The sequence below is a fragment of the Nitrospirota bacterium genome (assembly GCA_020846775.1).
GTDB lineage: Bacteria > Nitrospirota > 9FT-COMBO-42-15 > HDB-SIOI813 > HDB-SIOI813 > RBG-16-43-11.
Window position 1 is genome coordinate 15,432 of the sequence record JADLDG010000082.1, and the last position, 15,117, is coordinate 30,548.

The 15,117-nt window shown below is 44.5% G+C and carries 13 protein-coding genes; 11 read left to right on the top strand and 2 right to left on the bottom strand.

Going from position 1 to position 15,117, the window contains the following annotated elements; genetic code table 11:
- Position 1: 1 nt before the first annotated feature.
- Positions 2–451 (bottom strand): cytochrome c, encoded by a 450-nt coding sequence (locus IT392_10005; protein MCC6544817.1) that lies wholly within the window; start codon positions 449–451, stop codon positions 2–4.
- 166 nt (positions 452–617) lie between these two features.
- The gene (locus tag IT392_10010; GenBank protein MCC6544818.1) at positions 618–1,394 is read right to left on the bottom strand and encodes an inositol monophosphatase; all 777 of its coding nucleotides are present in this window, start codon (positions 1,392–1,394) and stop codon (positions 618–620) included.
- 148 nt (positions 1,395–1,542) lie between these two features.
- Between IT392_10010 and IT392_10015 the strand changes: the two genes are divergently transcribed.
- From IT392_10015 to csm5, 11 genes are all read left to right on the top strand, one after another.
- The gene (locus IT392_10015; GenBank protein ID MCC6544819.1) at positions 1,543–4,308 is read left to right on the top strand and encodes an Ig-like domain-containing protein; all 2,766 of its coding nucleotides are present in this window, start codon (positions 1,543–1,545) and stop codon (positions 4,306–4,308) included.
- Positions 4,309–4,376: 68 nt separating this feature from the next.
- Positions 4,377–6,437: a primosomal protein N' gene (priA, locus tag IT392_10020; GenBank protein MCC6544820.1), complete on the top strand. Its 2,061-nt coding sequence runs from the start codon at positions 4,377–4,379 to the stop codon at positions 6,435–6,437.
- 96 nt (positions 6,438–6,533) lie between these two features.
- Complete coding sequence (locus tag IT392_10025; GenBank protein MCC6544821.1) at positions 6,534–7,679, top strand: TIGR02584 family CRISPR-associated protein; 1,146 nt, start codon at positions 6,534–6,536, stop codon at positions 7,677–7,679.
- An 83-nt stretch (positions 7,680–7,762) separates the two neighbouring features.
- Positions 7,763–8,047, top strand: coding sequence for a hypothetical protein (locus tag IT392_10030; GenBank protein ID MCC6544822.1), 285 nt, complete (start codon positions 7,763–7,765; stop codon positions 8,045–8,047).
- Positions 8,044–8,709: a nucleotidyl transferase AbiEii/AbiGii toxin family protein gene (locus IT392_10035; GenBank protein ID MCC6544823.1), complete on the top strand. Its 666-nt coding sequence runs from the start codon at positions 8,044–8,046 to the stop codon at positions 8,707–8,709. The genes IT392_10030 and IT392_10035 overlap by 4 nt, the downstream gene beginning before the upstream one ends.
- Positions 8,710–8,730: 21 nt before the next feature.
- Complete coding sequence (locus IT392_10040) at positions 8,731–9,162, top strand: HEPN domain-containing protein (GenBank protein MCC6544824.1); 432 nt, start codon at positions 8,731–8,733, stop codon at positions 9,160–9,162.
- A gap of 239 nt (positions 9,163–9,401) precedes the next feature.
- Entirely contained in the window at positions 9,402–11,912 is a 2,511-nt protein-coding gene (gene cas10 / locus IT392_10045; GenBank protein MCC6544825.1) for a type III-A CRISPR-associated protein Cas10/Csm1, read from the top strand.
- Between the two features lie 2 nt (positions 11,913–11,914).
- The gene (gene csm2 / locus IT392_10050; protein ID MCC6544826.1) at positions 11,915–12,391 is read left to right on the top strand and encodes a type III-A CRISPR-associated protein Csm2; all 477 of its coding nucleotides are present in this window, start codon (positions 11,915–11,917) and stop codon (positions 12,389–12,391) included.
- Positions 12,392–12,401: 10 nt separating this feature from the next.
- Positions 12,402–13,139: a type III-A CRISPR-associated RAMP protein Csm3 gene (gene csm3, locus IT392_10055; protein MCC6544827.1), complete on the top strand. Its 738-nt coding sequence runs from the start codon at positions 12,402–12,404 to the stop codon at positions 13,137–13,139.
- A gap of 2 nt (positions 13,140–13,141) precedes the next feature.
- The gene (locus IT392_10060) at positions 13,142–14,131 is read left to right on the top strand and encodes a hypothetical protein (protein MCC6544828.1); all 990 of its coding nucleotides are present in this window, start codon (positions 13,142–13,144) and stop codon (positions 14,129–14,131) included.
- The coding region (gene csm5, locus IT392_10065; protein MCC6544829.1) for a type III-A CRISPR-associated RAMP protein Csm5 at positions 14,128–15,117 on the top strand (990 nt) is incomplete at its 3' end. The genes IT392_10060 and csm5, both read left to right, overlap by 4 nt.

Here is a 15,117-nt window from a genome sequence, read left to right on the forward strand (position 1 = left end):
GTTATCGCTGCCCAAACGATCTTATGTAGTGAATGACCTGCCAGATCTCCTCATCATTGGCCATCTCCGCCCTATGTCCAAGCATTAGGGAACCAGGGACACCAAAGGTAATTACCCATTTCAGTTCTCCGTCAGTTCTGGTCTTCTGCCACTCCGGATTGCGAAAATTTCTTGGCGAGGGTTGAGAATCCGGTAAAATGCCGGCAAGACCTTTGCCATCCCCGCTGGCGCCATGGCAGAGAATGCATCTCCCTTTTCCAACATAGATTATCTTTCCCTTTTCGATATTATCAGCGTTATGCGGCAGGGGGTTCTTTATAGACGATATTTCGGATAGCTGGTCATCAGGTACCCTTGATCTCATCAGGACCCTTTCACCTCCATAAACTACACTGGCAATTACAGTCAGTTCTGTTAAACACGTTATTATCCTTAAGATAATCATGATCATTGTTATCTGCACACTAAGATACTACGGTCCTGCGTAAACATGTTTTGGCTCAATACCTGTCGGTCGAAAGGTGGATATTACGAATTTATGTTAATGGGATGGTATTGATCTCTCGCGTTTAAATCGGAAATTACGTTTTTTGGGATATACCGGCATTAAGGTATTGTTACTGACTGGATGTTATCTCGAGCATCTCATCATGTATCCTTCTGTTACTTGCGAGTGTTTCACTGCCTATGATGCTGAATTCGTTGCCTTTGAAATCACTTAACTGTCCTCCAGCTTCCCTCACTATCACAGAAGCTGCAGCAACATCCCATGGTTTGAGCTTACACTCCCAGAAACCATCTATGCGCCCTGAAGCAAGATAGCAGAGATCTATGGAGGCAGAGCCAGGCCTTCTTATCTCCTGAGCCTTCATCATAAACTTCCTGAATAGTATGAGGTAATCATCGGGATGTTCCCTTCTGTCATATGGAAATCCTGTTGCGAGAAGCGCCATGTCAAGTTTATCAACGCTTGATACGTGGATTGCGCTGCCATTAAGAAATGTACCGCATCCCTCCATCGCAGTAAAACACTCATCCCGAACCGGGTCATACACTACACCGACAGCCATCTGTCCCGATACCTCGATCCCTATAGATACTGCAAAGCAGGGAAAATTGTGAGCGTAGTTGGTAGTTCCGTCAATCGGGTCTATGATCCAGCGGAACTTTGATGCACTTTCCTGGTTTGTGCCCTCCTCTGCCAGTATCTGATGGTCATGATAATTCTCTCTTATAATCGAGACGATTGCCTCTTCAGACATGCGGTCTACCCTGGTAACAAGGTCAGCATCCCCCTTGAACTCTACCTCCAGGGGCTGGCCAAGCTGTTTTAGAAGTATTCTTCCGGCAGTACGGGCTGCAAATTCTGCAACTTTTAACACCTCGTCATACATAATAATCTCCGTTTCCAGTGAGGATGACCACTAACTATAGCAAATATTATATGTTAAATCACCTGAGAAAAAAGAACAAAGTAATGTTGTGAATTAAGGTTTAATATGTTGTATAATCTGAACGTAAAGAAATATCGGGGAGAAATATATGAGACACAAAGGGCTTTTTAATATTGCTGCTTCGATTATTGCACTTAATCTTCTGATAGGTGGATGTGGAACTGGCGGCGGATCCGGGTCAAAAGGAAATCAGAATGTAGTTGTTAACCCTAACCCTGTAATTTTATCAGAGGATGCACAGGCTAAGCTCCTGAGGGATGGGAAGGTAATTAAAGGGATAGAACAGACTGACTGTGAAAACTCCGTTGTTTTTGAGTCGTTGAATATATTATGTGAATTGTTCGGTGCTGGTTCATGTCTGAAGCAGACGTCCAAATGCAACGACTATGCGAGGCAGATATATACCGGCAGTACCCTTGTTGAGGAGGGCAATAAGTGGAACGGCAGGGGGGGCAGCGGAGACCTGATGGCGGATGCCGTACTCTGCACGCTTCGTGAGCTCTCGCCGAAACTGCCTAACGGTGGTCCGCTCCGCTCCGCTGTTGGTATTAATATAGGTATAGGTGATGTGAAGATAAAGCAGGAGGTCGGATACCTCGATTTTGACAGGATCAACGCCCGGTTCAAGGGGTACAGGAAGATGTATGTTGAACTTCCCGTCCTTGGTAAGTTTGATGCCGTTTCACAGGATATAGACCTTAGCCGGGTAGAGTATGGAGGACACTCATTTAATCCTTATCCATTTGCCGGAGGGCATCAGATACTGTTCGGTTACGGGCTGAATCTTGCAACCGAGGAGAAGAGCAAGACTCTTGAGATCAAGCCGCCTGCCTTTGAAGTGGTTACCCCGATCGGCCCCTTTTCGGTGCAGCCTGTATTTAATTATGAAGCAAACACAGGGGTGGCAGACGCATTTGTGCCGGATTATACCTACTGGATCCTGCAGCCGGATAACCAGGGAGACGTATCCATCCGGCTCTCCGACCTTTACGGTATCATGCCGGGTGTTGAAAATAACACCACGCCAATACCCTCACTTTCAAACTACAAAGAACTTCGAACAGGCTGGATCAGTCAGATCGGTTTAGGCAACCGTGGAACAGGGGATGATGATGTCTGGAGTAAACCAAATAGCGGCCCATTCAGCCGTCCTGATTACGATCCCAGCGGGACACTTGATTTTCTCTACTATGCCCCCCGTTCAGATAAGGAGAAACGGCCGTCAGTGTATGTGAAGGCATCGGCGCCGTTGAAATATCCGGAAGATCCGTATGACTTACTTCCCGGTTGGGTGAAGCCCCTTGCTGATTCTGCTGGAATAAAACCGACTGCGTACATACAGGTCACTCCGACGATAGAGGCCGGTGCAGGGGGCCAGTTCGGCATAGCCCTTTCCGAGGGGACAAATCAGAGTAGAAGCGGAGAATTTGATATCTATAATGACAGGCTTGCTGCTCTCGGGATCTATTCCGGGATAAGGGCAGGCGCGTCATTCAAGCTGGAGACTATGCTGAGGATCAAGGTCACAGCAGGTTTTTCCACTCCATTTGGAGATATTACTAAAGATATTATTGATATCAGCCCCAAGTTTCCAATCCCGATTGCAGGGAGTAAGGCTGCAAGCAATGTTGAGCTTGCCTCGGCCGCCTCCTCAAATGAGTTTTCAAAGCTTGATGCCCCCGAGACATTGGATGGCATGGTAACGTTCAAGGCACCTAAGGTGAAGCCGGATCCCAAGGCATTCATCGAACAATGTTATGCCAAGGAAAACGAGGTCCCTCCGGAGGATCCCCCAAAACCTGAGGCTGAGAAGGGGAATCCGGAAGACCTTTTTCCTGATGACATCTGGCCGTGCAACATCTGCATAGCGACTGATGAGGTGAAGGATAAATCCGGGACGCCGGTTGAGCCGCCGCATTCTGACCTTATTCTCCCGGCACAAACAGCTCCTTCATGGAAGTGCGACGCAAAGATAAAGAGCGGGTGTATGGATATGTGCATATGGGAAAAGAAATTTGATGAGACGGGAAAGCCTATCCTCACTAAAGTCAAGGGACCCAAAGAGATAGCGGATGACATTCCTCCTGATGATCCACAACATAATTTTTTCCTGAGCTGCATGGTCTCCTGTGAAGACACTCAGACGGGAATATTTGCGGGGCCATCGCCATGTATTGATGTAAACCCTCCGTCCGTGGTTTGGGTAAACACATCAACAATCGCCCCTCCCACCCCTGTGCCGGTAGACACATCAATTGCAGCCGCCTTCAGCGAGCCGATGGATGCAACTACTATAGATGAAACAACCTTCCTTGTGCTTGGCGTCAGCAGGGATGGATCAGCCTATCTGAGCGGCAGGGTGGAGTATAACCCGGATACCAGGACTGCCACATTTACACCAGGGGGTAGTCTTGCCTACAGCGCAACTTATACGGCAACAATTACCACAGGAGTCAGGGATGCGGTCGGGAATGCGCTTGCAGAAGACTTTTCATGGAATTTCAGTACAGTCGCTGCACCTGACACTACGCCGCCCACTGTAATTTCCAAAGATCCGGCGGATGACGCCGTGAGGGTTGCAGTGAACAGCCCTGTTAGAGTTACATTCTCTGAGCCGGTAAATACGTCAACAGTGGCCGGGTCATTCTCTGTAACTATTCCCGGCCGGACAGTAGTAACGGTCCCCGGCACTTTTTCCTTTACTGATGAAAATTCAACAGTCTTCTTCACCCCGACTGTAAACCTTTCCTATGACACAACGTATTCTGTTGCCATTACCACAGGCGTTAAGGATCCGGCAGGGAATGCGCTGGCAGAAGGCGTTGCTTGGAGTTTTAAAACAGAGAGCAGGTAGAGCATAAAGGGGACAGATTTATTCTCGTCCCCTTTCCTGGAGGATCGAAAGCGTGTTAATATCAGCCTATGTTTTTACATATTGCAGTGCCAAGGCCCCTCGATGATTTGTTCATATACCAATGTCCTCCTGAACTTGAAGATCAGGCATCTGCCGGTAAACGCGTCATTGCCCCATTTGGCAGACAGAAGATAACCGGATATATCATTGACACATCAGTAGAAATGCCGGCCAATCAAGCAAACAGGATTTCCGCTGGAGAGGTCAAATCCATACACAGTATTCTTGATACTGACCCCCTTATTGATGAGACAATGCTTTCTCTCTGCAAATGGGCCTCTGACTATTATATGTTCCCTGTCGGTATGGTCCTGAAGACAGCATTTGCCGGAATACCGGAGGGTAAGGCGGCGGTAGTATCAAGGAAAAAGTTCAATGTCCTTGATTCATTCAGGGAAGTCAGTGACGGGGTTTCGGCGCCGCCGGGTCTTACGACTCCACAAAAAGAAGTCCTGCATAAATTGTCGGATTCAATCGCTGGCGGTAATTTTGCAGTCCACCTCCTACACGGCATCACCGGAAGCGGCAAGACGGAGGTCTATATGTCTGCCCTGCAAGAGGTAGTCAGAAAAGGACGGAGGGGTATAGTCCTCGTCCCTGAAATAGCAATAACACCACAGCTTATCATGCGATTTGTCTTAAGGTTCGGAGATAATGTTGCAGTGCTGCACAGCGGTCTGACAGAGGCTGAAAGAAGATGCGAGTGGTTGAGGATAAAGGAAGGCATTGTTGACGTTGTAATAGGGGTAAGGTCCGCAGTCTTCGCCCCGGTTGATAAGCTTGGGCTTATAGTTGTTGATGAGGAGCATGAGCATACATACAAGCAGGAAGAGGGGTTCCGGTTCAATGCCCGTGATGTCGCAGTGATGCGTGCGAAATTGTCGAAGGCCGTTGTAATACTTGGTTCCGCTACACCATCTCTTGAGTCTTATTATAATACTGACACAGGGAAATACAGTTATCTCTCCCTTCCCGACAGGATCAACAAGCTTCCCCTTCCATCTGTTCAGGTAGTTGACCTGAGGAAGAAATATGGTTTTTCTATCTTTACTGATGAGTTGCTTAATGCAATGAAGTCAAGGATTGAGCGCGGCGAGCAATCGCTGCTCTTTCTGAACAGGCGTGGATTCTCTCCATTTCTCCTCTGTCTTGACTGCGGCCATTCACCTGAATGTCCAAATTGCAGTGTATCGCTGACGTATCATAAAAGTGATAGTAACCTGTGCTGTCATTATTGTGATTATATTATTAAGCCGCCCGATACCTGTACCGAGTGCAAAGGATCGAGGTGGAAGGCGTTCGGGGCAGGCACGGAGAGGGTTGAGGAAGAGTTGAAGAAACTCCTGCCGGATGCAAGGATCGTAAGGATGGACAGGGATACCACAACGAAGAGAGGTTCCCACATGCGCATCTTTCAGAGCATGAAGAACAAGGATGCGGACATACTCATAGGTACGCAAATGGTTACAAAGGGATTAGACCTACCTGACATAACACTGGTCGGTGTCCTGCTTGCAGATGCTACCCTGCACCTGCCAGACTTCAGGTCCGGTGAACGGACATTTCAGTTCCTGACTCAGGTTGCCGGCAGGGCTGGTCGTGGTTCTAAAGGAGGCGAGGTCATAGTGCAGACCTTCAATCCTGAACACTATGCCATACGCCATGCATCGGGACATGACTTTAAGGGTTTTTATAATGATGAGACATCCTTTAGAAAGGCCCTTGGTTATCCGCCATTCAAGCGTCTCGCAAGGTTTCTCATAAAGGGAAACAACAAGGAACATGTTGAAGCTTCATCAGAATGGCTTAAGAAGATATTAGAGCGTAACAGTAAAGAAGGGATAGACATCCTCGGTCCGGTATCAGCGCCATTCAGTAAAATACGCGGAAAGCACCGCTGGCATATCATAATCAAGGGGAAAAATTCAAAAACCCTTAATGGAATCATAAGGAAATCGCTTGATGAACTGAAACGCCAGAGACAGGCATCCCCCGCCAAGGGAGGTGTCCCGGGTATGAATAAGAGTGCACAGGTTGAGGTGGATATAGATCCACTGAGCCTGCTGTGATAAAATCCCCCCTTAATCCCCCTTTTTCAAAGAGGGAAATCAGATTCCCCCCTTTAGAAAAGGGGGGGGAAGGGGGGATTTGAAAGGTTTTTTTAAGTGAATTTCAAAGAAATCCTTATCTTTGTAGCAGGCACAACACCTCAAATAATTACAGAGACTATATATGCCCTGTCTCAGAAGGCCCGAGCTGTACATCTGGATGAAATATTCATCATCACCACATCTACCGGCAAAAAAAGGATTGAAGATACATTGCTGAAAAAGGGCGTGTTGAAGGGTCTTGTAAGAGAGTATAATCTCCCCGATATCAGAATTACCGAAGACTCCTTTATTATTGTCAGGGATGCAGCCGGCAGGGAGATTGATGATATCAGGGATGAAGTGGAAAATGAGATTATGGGTGATCTTATCACGTCATTGATACAGAAGTTGACAGCGGATAATGGTGTCAGGCTTCACTGCTCCCTCGCAGGCGGAAGAAAGACCATGGGCTTTTATCTCGGCGCAGCACTGCAGCTCTTCGGAAGGCCGTGGGATAAGCTCTACCATGTCCTTGTCACCCCTGAGTTTGAGACAAACCCGAACTTTTTCTATAAGCCGAAAAAGAACAGGATGATTGAATGCAGACTGCCTGGAGGAGTCACAAAACGGCTCAATACAAGGGATGCGGAAATTTACCTGACAGACCTTCCATTTATAAGACTCGGAAACCGCATCTCCCTGCAAGGAAAGGGTTTCAGCGACCTTGTCGCCGAAGGACAGAGGGAGATAGACATGGCGGTCATCCAGCCTGATGTCAGCGTTAACCTTTCAAAACGGGAATTACACATAGGAGATATACCCGTCAGAATACCTCCTGTCCAGTTTGTAATATATACAGCCTTTTTGAGACAGAAGCTTAATAATTGCGTAAGACCTGACAAGCAATACTGTCTTGATTGCACTGACTGTTTTTGTCCCACCCTCACCCTCAAAAAGAGTCGTTTAAAAGGCATGTCAGAGGATTACAAAAAACTTTGTGGACACAACCCTGCAAAAGCTGTTGAGTGGCGTGACAAATGGTCAGATGACCCTGCTTTTGACAGTATGATCAGACAGAACATATGCAAGCTCAACGATGCCGTCAGTGACAGCCTTGGAGATTCCAGCATACTGCCGTACTACATAATAACGCCGAAAAAGAGATATGGTGATACGCCGTACGGCATCAGAGTGGATAAGGGGAAGATAAGGATTGAATAGAAGCATATTTCTGGTTATAGTAGGAGTGGTTATACATAATTGACGGGATCGGAAATAAGTGGTGCCGGTTGGCGGGCTGTGGCATGTCACATAAATTATCATTTATATGGGATTACGATATTGATGAAGACAAGTTAAGGGATATCCTGTCAGGGAAGGTCACAACGGGCAAGCTTGATAAGAGATGGGCACTTCTGAGATTATTCGAATATGCCCCATATAAGGAAATCGTGAGATTGTTAGGTTACAGAGAGATCGTTGAGCAATGGCCTGAAGTGCGGAACCGCATCCGTTCTCAGAGCAGGAAAAGAGGATTTGATTTTCTTGTAGAGCGGCTTAAAAATAAATATCCTGAGAAGATAAGATGAACAGAGAATATTATTTTGACAGACTTTACCCCTGTCAGGACAGGGTACTGGAGATAATAGGCAATCTGGAAACAGGATTCTATCTCTCAGGCGGGACTGCCTCATCCCGTGGATACCTGCGCCATCGTTTCTCAGATGACTTGGATTTGTTTGTAAACGATAATGCTGACTTTGGATTATGGTCTGACAGGGTGATAAATGCGCTGTCAGGAGCCGGAAACTGGAAGATGGATATACTGCTGAGGGATGACAGATTTTCCCGTATAGCTTTAGTTGAAGGAGATTTGTTACTCAAGATAGAAATGATAAATGATGTTCCATCACACATCGGGGAAATAAGGAAACATGAAATACTGGGTATGCTGGATAGCCCTGAGAATATCCTTGCCAACAAAGTAACAGCAATTATTGACCGTCAGGAGCCGAAAGACATGGCTGACATCTGGGGTTTCTGCTGCAAGATGGGACTTTCCCTGTCTTCAGCCATCTCTGATGCCCATAGTAAGGCAGCAGGGATATTTCCTGCCGATATCGCACGCGTTCTATGTTCCGTCACCAAAGCAGACTGGGAAGCAGTACGCTGGATAGAACCACCGCCTTTAGAAACATATTTAAAAGATTTACAGAAACTTGGAGATAGTTTGATTATCCTGGATTGTTAAAAGACCTGGAGGCCTTTTTATATGATACTTGAACCAAAAGACAAAATAACATTAAGCAATATAAGAATGGATAAGGCACATGAATTTTTTGCAGAGGCAAGGGCAAACCTTGAAAAAGATAGAATTAAAACAGCCGTAAACAGGAGTTATTATTCTGCATTCAATGCCGTGAGAGCACTCTTAATCCTTGAGGGCATAAACCATGAGAGTCACGATGGGGCGGTAACTATGCTTAGCCTCAGATTTGTTAAACCAGGCCTCTTGCCCGTTTATATTATCAAGAAATTCAAGGTGCTCCTTTCACAGAGGACTGATGTAGACTATGGAGATTTTGAAACAGTTGATGCTGCAGATTCGGCAGATGCCGTGAAAACCGCCGGAGACATCATCGAGACTATAGATAATTTGCGCGTTAGCTTGATTAAAGACATTTCAAAGCCGTCTACTCCATAAAGAAACATTTCGGAAACATTTTTTCTGTTGCAATTAAAATCAAAACAAGATAAGTTCCTAACTACAAACTGTTTGTCTACGGACTTGTTCCGGCGCAATCAGCCGAAATAGCGTTTGCAAATTTTCCCCTTTCTACCCTCTCCCATTTCGGGAGAGGGACAGGGTGAGGGGGCACACGGTAACAGCAATCGGCAGGGTTGGCACCGCAAGCCAAAACCCCCGAAACTCGGAGAGACCTAATGGATCAGAGAGAATACCAAACCGTAGTGCTGGCGGCGTTGTTGCATGACATCGGCAAATTTATGAACAGGGGGGAGAATGTAAGGCGTAAACATCCTCTCTTTTCTTCGGATTATGTTTCAGATGAGAAGTTTAAGAATCTGGTTAAGGAAGAATGGGTAGATCTCGGATTATTGAAAACCCTCGTGCAGCGGCACCATGAATATTCCATGATGCCGGAAGATTTATTAGTTCAAGAAATTACTGATGCTCATACAAGGGCGCTGGCATATATAGTCAGCCGCGCTGATACCTATTCATCCGGAGAGAGAATTGAGGAAGAGCCCTCTGAGCTGAATTTCAAAGAGTCACGGTTAATGTCTATTTTGACAAAAGTTGACATCGGGAAGGGTAAACCCACACCGCTCTATTATAACTTAGGAAGAATCTCTCCAAGTTCTGTATTTCCAGTAGAATTTGGAGATCTCGCTCAATTGACCCATCACTATGACAGGCTTCTTAAAGACTTTGGGATGGCCTTTCTCAATTTCAAACCCGGGAGTTTTGACGCCTTGTTTAACGGTTATCTGTCCCTCTTTGAAGAATTTTTATGGTGTGTTCCAAGTGATACAAGAGATCAATATAACGATATATCCCTCTATGATCATCTTTCTACTACTTCTGCGATTACAGCGTGCCTTTATCAATATCACAAGGATAATTTTGATGAACGCTCTATTAAGGATGACGGTGTCGAGAAATTCATGCTTGTTGGTGGAGACATCTCAGGCATTCAGAAATTTATTTTTGAAATAGGTTCTACAAATCCTAAAAAGTTGAGCAAGATTCTCAGAGGAAGATCCTTTTACCTTTCCCTGTTATCAGAAGTGGCTTCGTTAAAGATTTTGCGGGGGTTACAATTACCAATAAGTTGCAGGATTATGAATGCAGGAGGAAGGTTTGTTTTACTTGTTCCTAATACACCGGCGGTAAAGAAAACGATTATTAAACTTCAAAATGAAATAGAAGGCTGGTTTTATAATCAGTTTTTGGGTAAGCTTGCACTCAATCTTGCTATGGATATTACCCTCTCACGGAAAGGTTTTTCCTCAGAGGTATTTTCAAAGAAACAAAAGGACCTTGCTTATAATCTGGAGTGTTCTAAGAAAAAGAGATTCAGTAATATATTAATGGGTAATCAGGCATTAATGTATGGGGCTATGCGGGAGGCCTACGAGACCATGCAGCAAGGAGATAAAGTTTGTGATTTTTGCAAAATATATCCAAAGGTCAATGAGGAAGAACATTGCCAGACCTGCCTGGATTCTATAGAAATAGGGAAATCCATTGTCTCAAAACCTTTCATACATTTTTATGAAGGTGAGAGAAGTGGAGGAATTCATGTCATGGGATATACCCTTGCGTTTAAAAGCGAGGGTGATGACTGGGTGATGCTGGAGAAGATAGGTAATGATGATAGAGGAGAGAATACAGGGTATATAAAACGATACATTTCAAACTACATCCCTAAAAGGGGTGATGATGATATAGACCTCAATGAGGAAAAGCCAAAAGAAGGTGATACCCTATGCAGGTTCTGCGGGAGTCTCTGTAAATTAGAAGGAGATCGCCAACAAGGGGTTCCACCAAGAGAAGAACTGGTCTTCCGGCATCTAACCTTTCAGTGTATTGCTGCATCCTCAAGGAGGGCAAATAACGGAAAAGGGGTTGACCATCTTGCAGTCATAAAGGCAGACGTGGATGATCTTGGTTATATCTTCAGTAAAGGATTGGGGGTTGACATGTCCATTTCAAGATATGCCAGCCTATCGAGGATGCTCAACTACTTCTTTACAGGATGGTTGACGGAAAAGATCGAGAAAAATTATCCAATGGCCTATGCCGTTTATGCCGGTGGTGATGACCTACTGCTCATTGCGCCATGGCAAGATGCACTAAGTCTTGGTTCTGATATTGCTGCAAAATTCAGGGAATATGCAGGGAAGAATCCCAATATAACAATCTCGATGGGGATAAATCTTATGCGGCCTAACAGTCCTGTTGGCCTGGCCACCGAAGGCGCAGAGGATAACCTTAAAAAGTCCAAAGAAGCAGGTCAATCAGTTGGGGATCAAGGAAAGGATCGTTTAACTGTGTTTGATACCACCATAAAATGGAGTGAATTTAATGAATTGAAAAGGTTCATGGCGTTATTGGACAGGGCGTTCAATGAGCTGGATTCAAGGGTGAATGCCTCATTTCTTTACAGGTTGTTGAAATACCAGGATATGTACAGAAGTTCTCATGAGGACAGATTTATTGAAGGACTCAAATTTCACTCTGCTATGACACGGGACATCAGGAGAAACATTGAAAGAAGGGATAATACAGGACGGGTAATAAATCAAGAGATTATTGATATCTTACGACCTCTTCATGAAGTTGGAACAGGGTTTAACAGCAGATTAATGAGTAAACTTAAGTTTCCAGTCTTCTGGACGCTTTATAAAAATAGAGGGGGTGGAAGATGAGTATGAAAGATGCGTTCAAAAATGCAGGTTATAAAGGTGGAGGCAGTCGCCATCATGATGACAGACAGCAGCAGGTAAGTGAATCTATTGATTTGCCGAATCTCTCTTTTAGAGATGACAAGGGATACAGGAAAAAAGAATTATTTACAGTGCATGCCCAGAAATATGCTGATGAGATGGCAAGGTTTCGAATGACACAGACTCAGTTAAGAAAATACTTCAATGAAGTCAAAGCACTGGAAGCACGTATAGAAGCGAATCCTGATTTCAAGGCAAATGAAGCATTGATAGGTCTTCTTAAGTCAAAGGTTGCATATGGACGGGCAAAGGAAACAGATAGAGAAAAACAAAAAGGATTTGAGGTGCTTCTGAAAATGGTTGAACAAGGCATTACATGGAGTACAAAAAAAGAGTACTTTAAAGATTTTGTCCTTTTCTTTGAATCAGTAATAGGGTTTTTCAGAGGCAAGGAAAGATAGGGGGAATAAAATGAATCTGAAAGGTTATAAAGTAATTTCTGGAATTATTGGCTGTGTAACAGGACTGAGGATTGGAGGAACATCCAATACCATTGAAATAGGCGGGCTTGACAACCCCGTAATCAAGAACCCTATAGACGATTGGCCGTATATACCAGGATCATCCTTCAAAGGGAAAATGCGGTCACTTTTAGAATGGGACTTGGGGGTTGTTTCTCCGAATGGTGATCCACATACCTGCAAAGATGCCAAATGTGTTATTTGCAGAATATTCGGTAACAGCGAAGAAGTCGAAAAGGGGCCAACACGAGGGATATTCCGGGACGCATTCTTGTCGGAAAGATCAAAAAAAGATTTACAAAGCATGCGTGAAACAAAGGGCCTTGTGTATGCTGAGATAAAATATGAAAATAGAATTAACAGGCTCAAAGGCAAAGCAGAACACCCCAGACCAATGGAGCGCGTTCCCGCTGGCACAGAGTTTTCATTCGAGATAGACTATAGAGTGTTTGATATCAATGATAATGGGAACGTTGATAACCAAAATTTCCAGTGGCTCCTTCATGGTCTCTGGCTTTTGGAGCAGGACGCACTCGGTAGTTCAGGCAGTCGAGGGTATGGACAGATAAAGTTTGGAAGTTATGACAAAGATAATAAATTTGTTCCAGGTAGAGTTCTTGTTGATAAGCATGAGGAACCAATAAAAGACCGTTATAACGAAATAACAGGTCAAACCAAAAGGCAATAGTTATGGCAAGGTACAGACTGATCATTAAACCCCGTGCACCATTTCAGACCCCTCTACACTCCGACACCTTATTCGGACATATCTGCTGGGCACTGAGATATCTGAAGGGAGAGGATAAGCTGATTGAATTTCTTTCGGCGTTTAATGTGGGTAATTCACCTCTTATTTTATCCTCCGGGTTTCCAAACGGATATTTACCAATGCCTGTACTTAGACCTCTTTCTGATAAGGAAGAGAAATTGTTATGGGAAAAATACGAGCGAGGGAAAACGAGACTTGGTTTTACCAGAGAGCTTAAGATTTTCAAAAAAGTCTCCTACATTCAAATATCTGCATTGCAAATGCTCAAAGATGATCTTTCGTATTATAACCTTTATGACAAACATCTCAACGGAGATATTACGCTTGAAAACCCAACGGTACGTAGTATGGATGAACAATTTTCAAAGACTATTGAAGTCTGGCACAATGCCAAAAACCGCTTAACTGACAGGGTGATGGAAGGAAAGTTGTTTGCTAAGTCTGATACATTTTATAACAATGGAGCGGAACTTGTCATTTATATAAATGACACCTATTTCTCCAGAGAAATGCTCTTTGAAATTATTTATTTCATTGCAAGAAGTGGTTACGGTGCAGACAAGTCTTCGGGACGGGGCATTTTTGAATTCGAGCTACTTGATGAGTGGGAATTACCGGAGTCAGAAAATCCAAATGCCTTCCTGAATCTATCACAATATCACCCAATGGAGGGTGATTTCAGGGATGGGTTTTATGATATGGCTATAAAGTTTGGCAAGATTGGTGGTCATTGGGCGGCAGGTATAGACGGTGGACCATATAAGATGCCTATACTTATGCTGAATCCTGGCTCTGTTTTTCAGACAGATAACGACAGACCTTTTTATGGCGGCATTATAAAGAATGTCCATAAGAAAGAGGGGGTGGTCCATTACGGGATTGCCCTTCCTCTGAAGGTGAGGGTTACATGAACAACCCTGTAAGGCAGGAGACTGTTAAAGTAAGGACTGAGATATTAACACCCATTCACATAGGGGATGGTTCTACCCTGGAGCCTCTTGAATATGTGATAAAAGACAAGTTTTACAGAATCAACCTTGAAGAGTGGCTGTCAGCACTGCCTCCAGAAAGACTCAAAGAGTTCAAAAACCTTACGGGCAGGGATTACGCACATAAGTCAGTCCTGACATCATTGAGACGATTTGTGAAGGACAATATTGATACAGCAAAATATGCAGAATGGGCTGTGGATGTCAGTGGGGAGGTAAGAGAGATCTATGATAGCAAATTTAATTCTCCTGAAAACCAGTTGCCCGTGGTTCCATTCATTAGGACCGGCATAAGTCCATATCTTCCTGGTTCCTCGATAAAAGGGGCTGTTAGGACTGCATATCTGAATCTCCTTAAGAGTGGGGCACAGTTTCTGAAAGAAAAAAGGAGGGCCGAATTAGTTGAAGGAGAATTATTAAGGGCAATTATCCCCGGAAAAGAAGGAAGCTTTCCAAGATTTGCCATAGATAAAGACCCGTTCAGGGCCATTAAAGTGAAGGATACCTTTCTTCCGGAAGGTTCAACTTATTTTGCAGAGGTCATAAATTACAACAAAAAAGATGGCCATCTGAATCCGACATCAATTCAGATATTAACTGAAGTTACTTATGGCAGTCTCCTGAACAAAACAGTATCCTTCGACCTCGAAATCCAGATTGACAGTAAGGTGTTGCACCATCAGCGGAGTGGAATAGATAGCTTGCATAAGAACATCACCGTGCAAGCCCTTCTTCAGGCATGTAATAATTTTTACACTAAGGCGCTTACAGAAGAATGTAGGGAATTTCTTACTGGCGTTAGTGGAGGTGAACATATAAGGGCAATATATGAACAGATCTTAGAAAAGGCAAAAGGTGGCTACCTCTTCCGCCTTGGATGGGGAAGCGGGCTGATTTCCATGACCATT

Coding starts and splice junctions, on each gene's coding strand:
- csm3 (MCC6544827.1), top strand. CDS start 12,402: ATGAATCTGAAAGGTTATAAAGTAATTTCTGGAATTATTGGCTGTGTA.
- IT392_10015 (MCC6544819.1), top strand. CDS start 1,543: ATGAGACACAAAGGGCTTTTTAATATTGCTGCTTCGATTATTGCACTT.
- IT392_10060 (MCC6544828.1), top strand. CDS start 13,142: ATGGCAAGGTACAGACTGATCATTAAACCCCGTGCACCATTTCAGACC.
- IT392_10005 (MCC6544817.1), bottom strand. CDS start 451: ATGATCATGATTATCTTAAGGATAATAACGTGTTTAACAGAACTGACT.
- priA (MCC6544820.1), top strand. CDS start 4,377: ATGTTTTTACATATTGCAGTGCCAAGGCCCCTCGATGATTTGTTCATA.
- csm2 (MCC6544826.1), top strand. CDS start 11,915: ATGAAAGATGCGTTCAAAAATGCAGGTTATAAAGGTGGAGGCAGTCGC.
- IT392_10040 (MCC6544824.1), top strand. CDS start 8,731: ATGATACTTGAACCAAAAGACAAAATAACATTAAGCAATATAAGAATG.
- IT392_10010 (MCC6544818.1), bottom strand. CDS start 1,394: ATGTATGACGAGGTGTTAAAAGTTGCAGAATTTGCAGCCCGTACTGCC.
- IT392_10030 (MCC6544822.1), top strand. CDS start 7,763: ATGTCACATAAATTATCATTTATATGGGATTACGATATTGATGAAGAC.
- IT392_10035 (MCC6544823.1), top strand. CDS start 8,044: ATGAACAGAGAATATTATTTTGACAGACTTTACCCCTGTCAGGACAGG.
- cas10 (MCC6544825.1), top strand. CDS start 9,402: ATGGATCAGAGAGAATACCAAACCGTAGTGCTGGCGGCGTTGTTGCAT.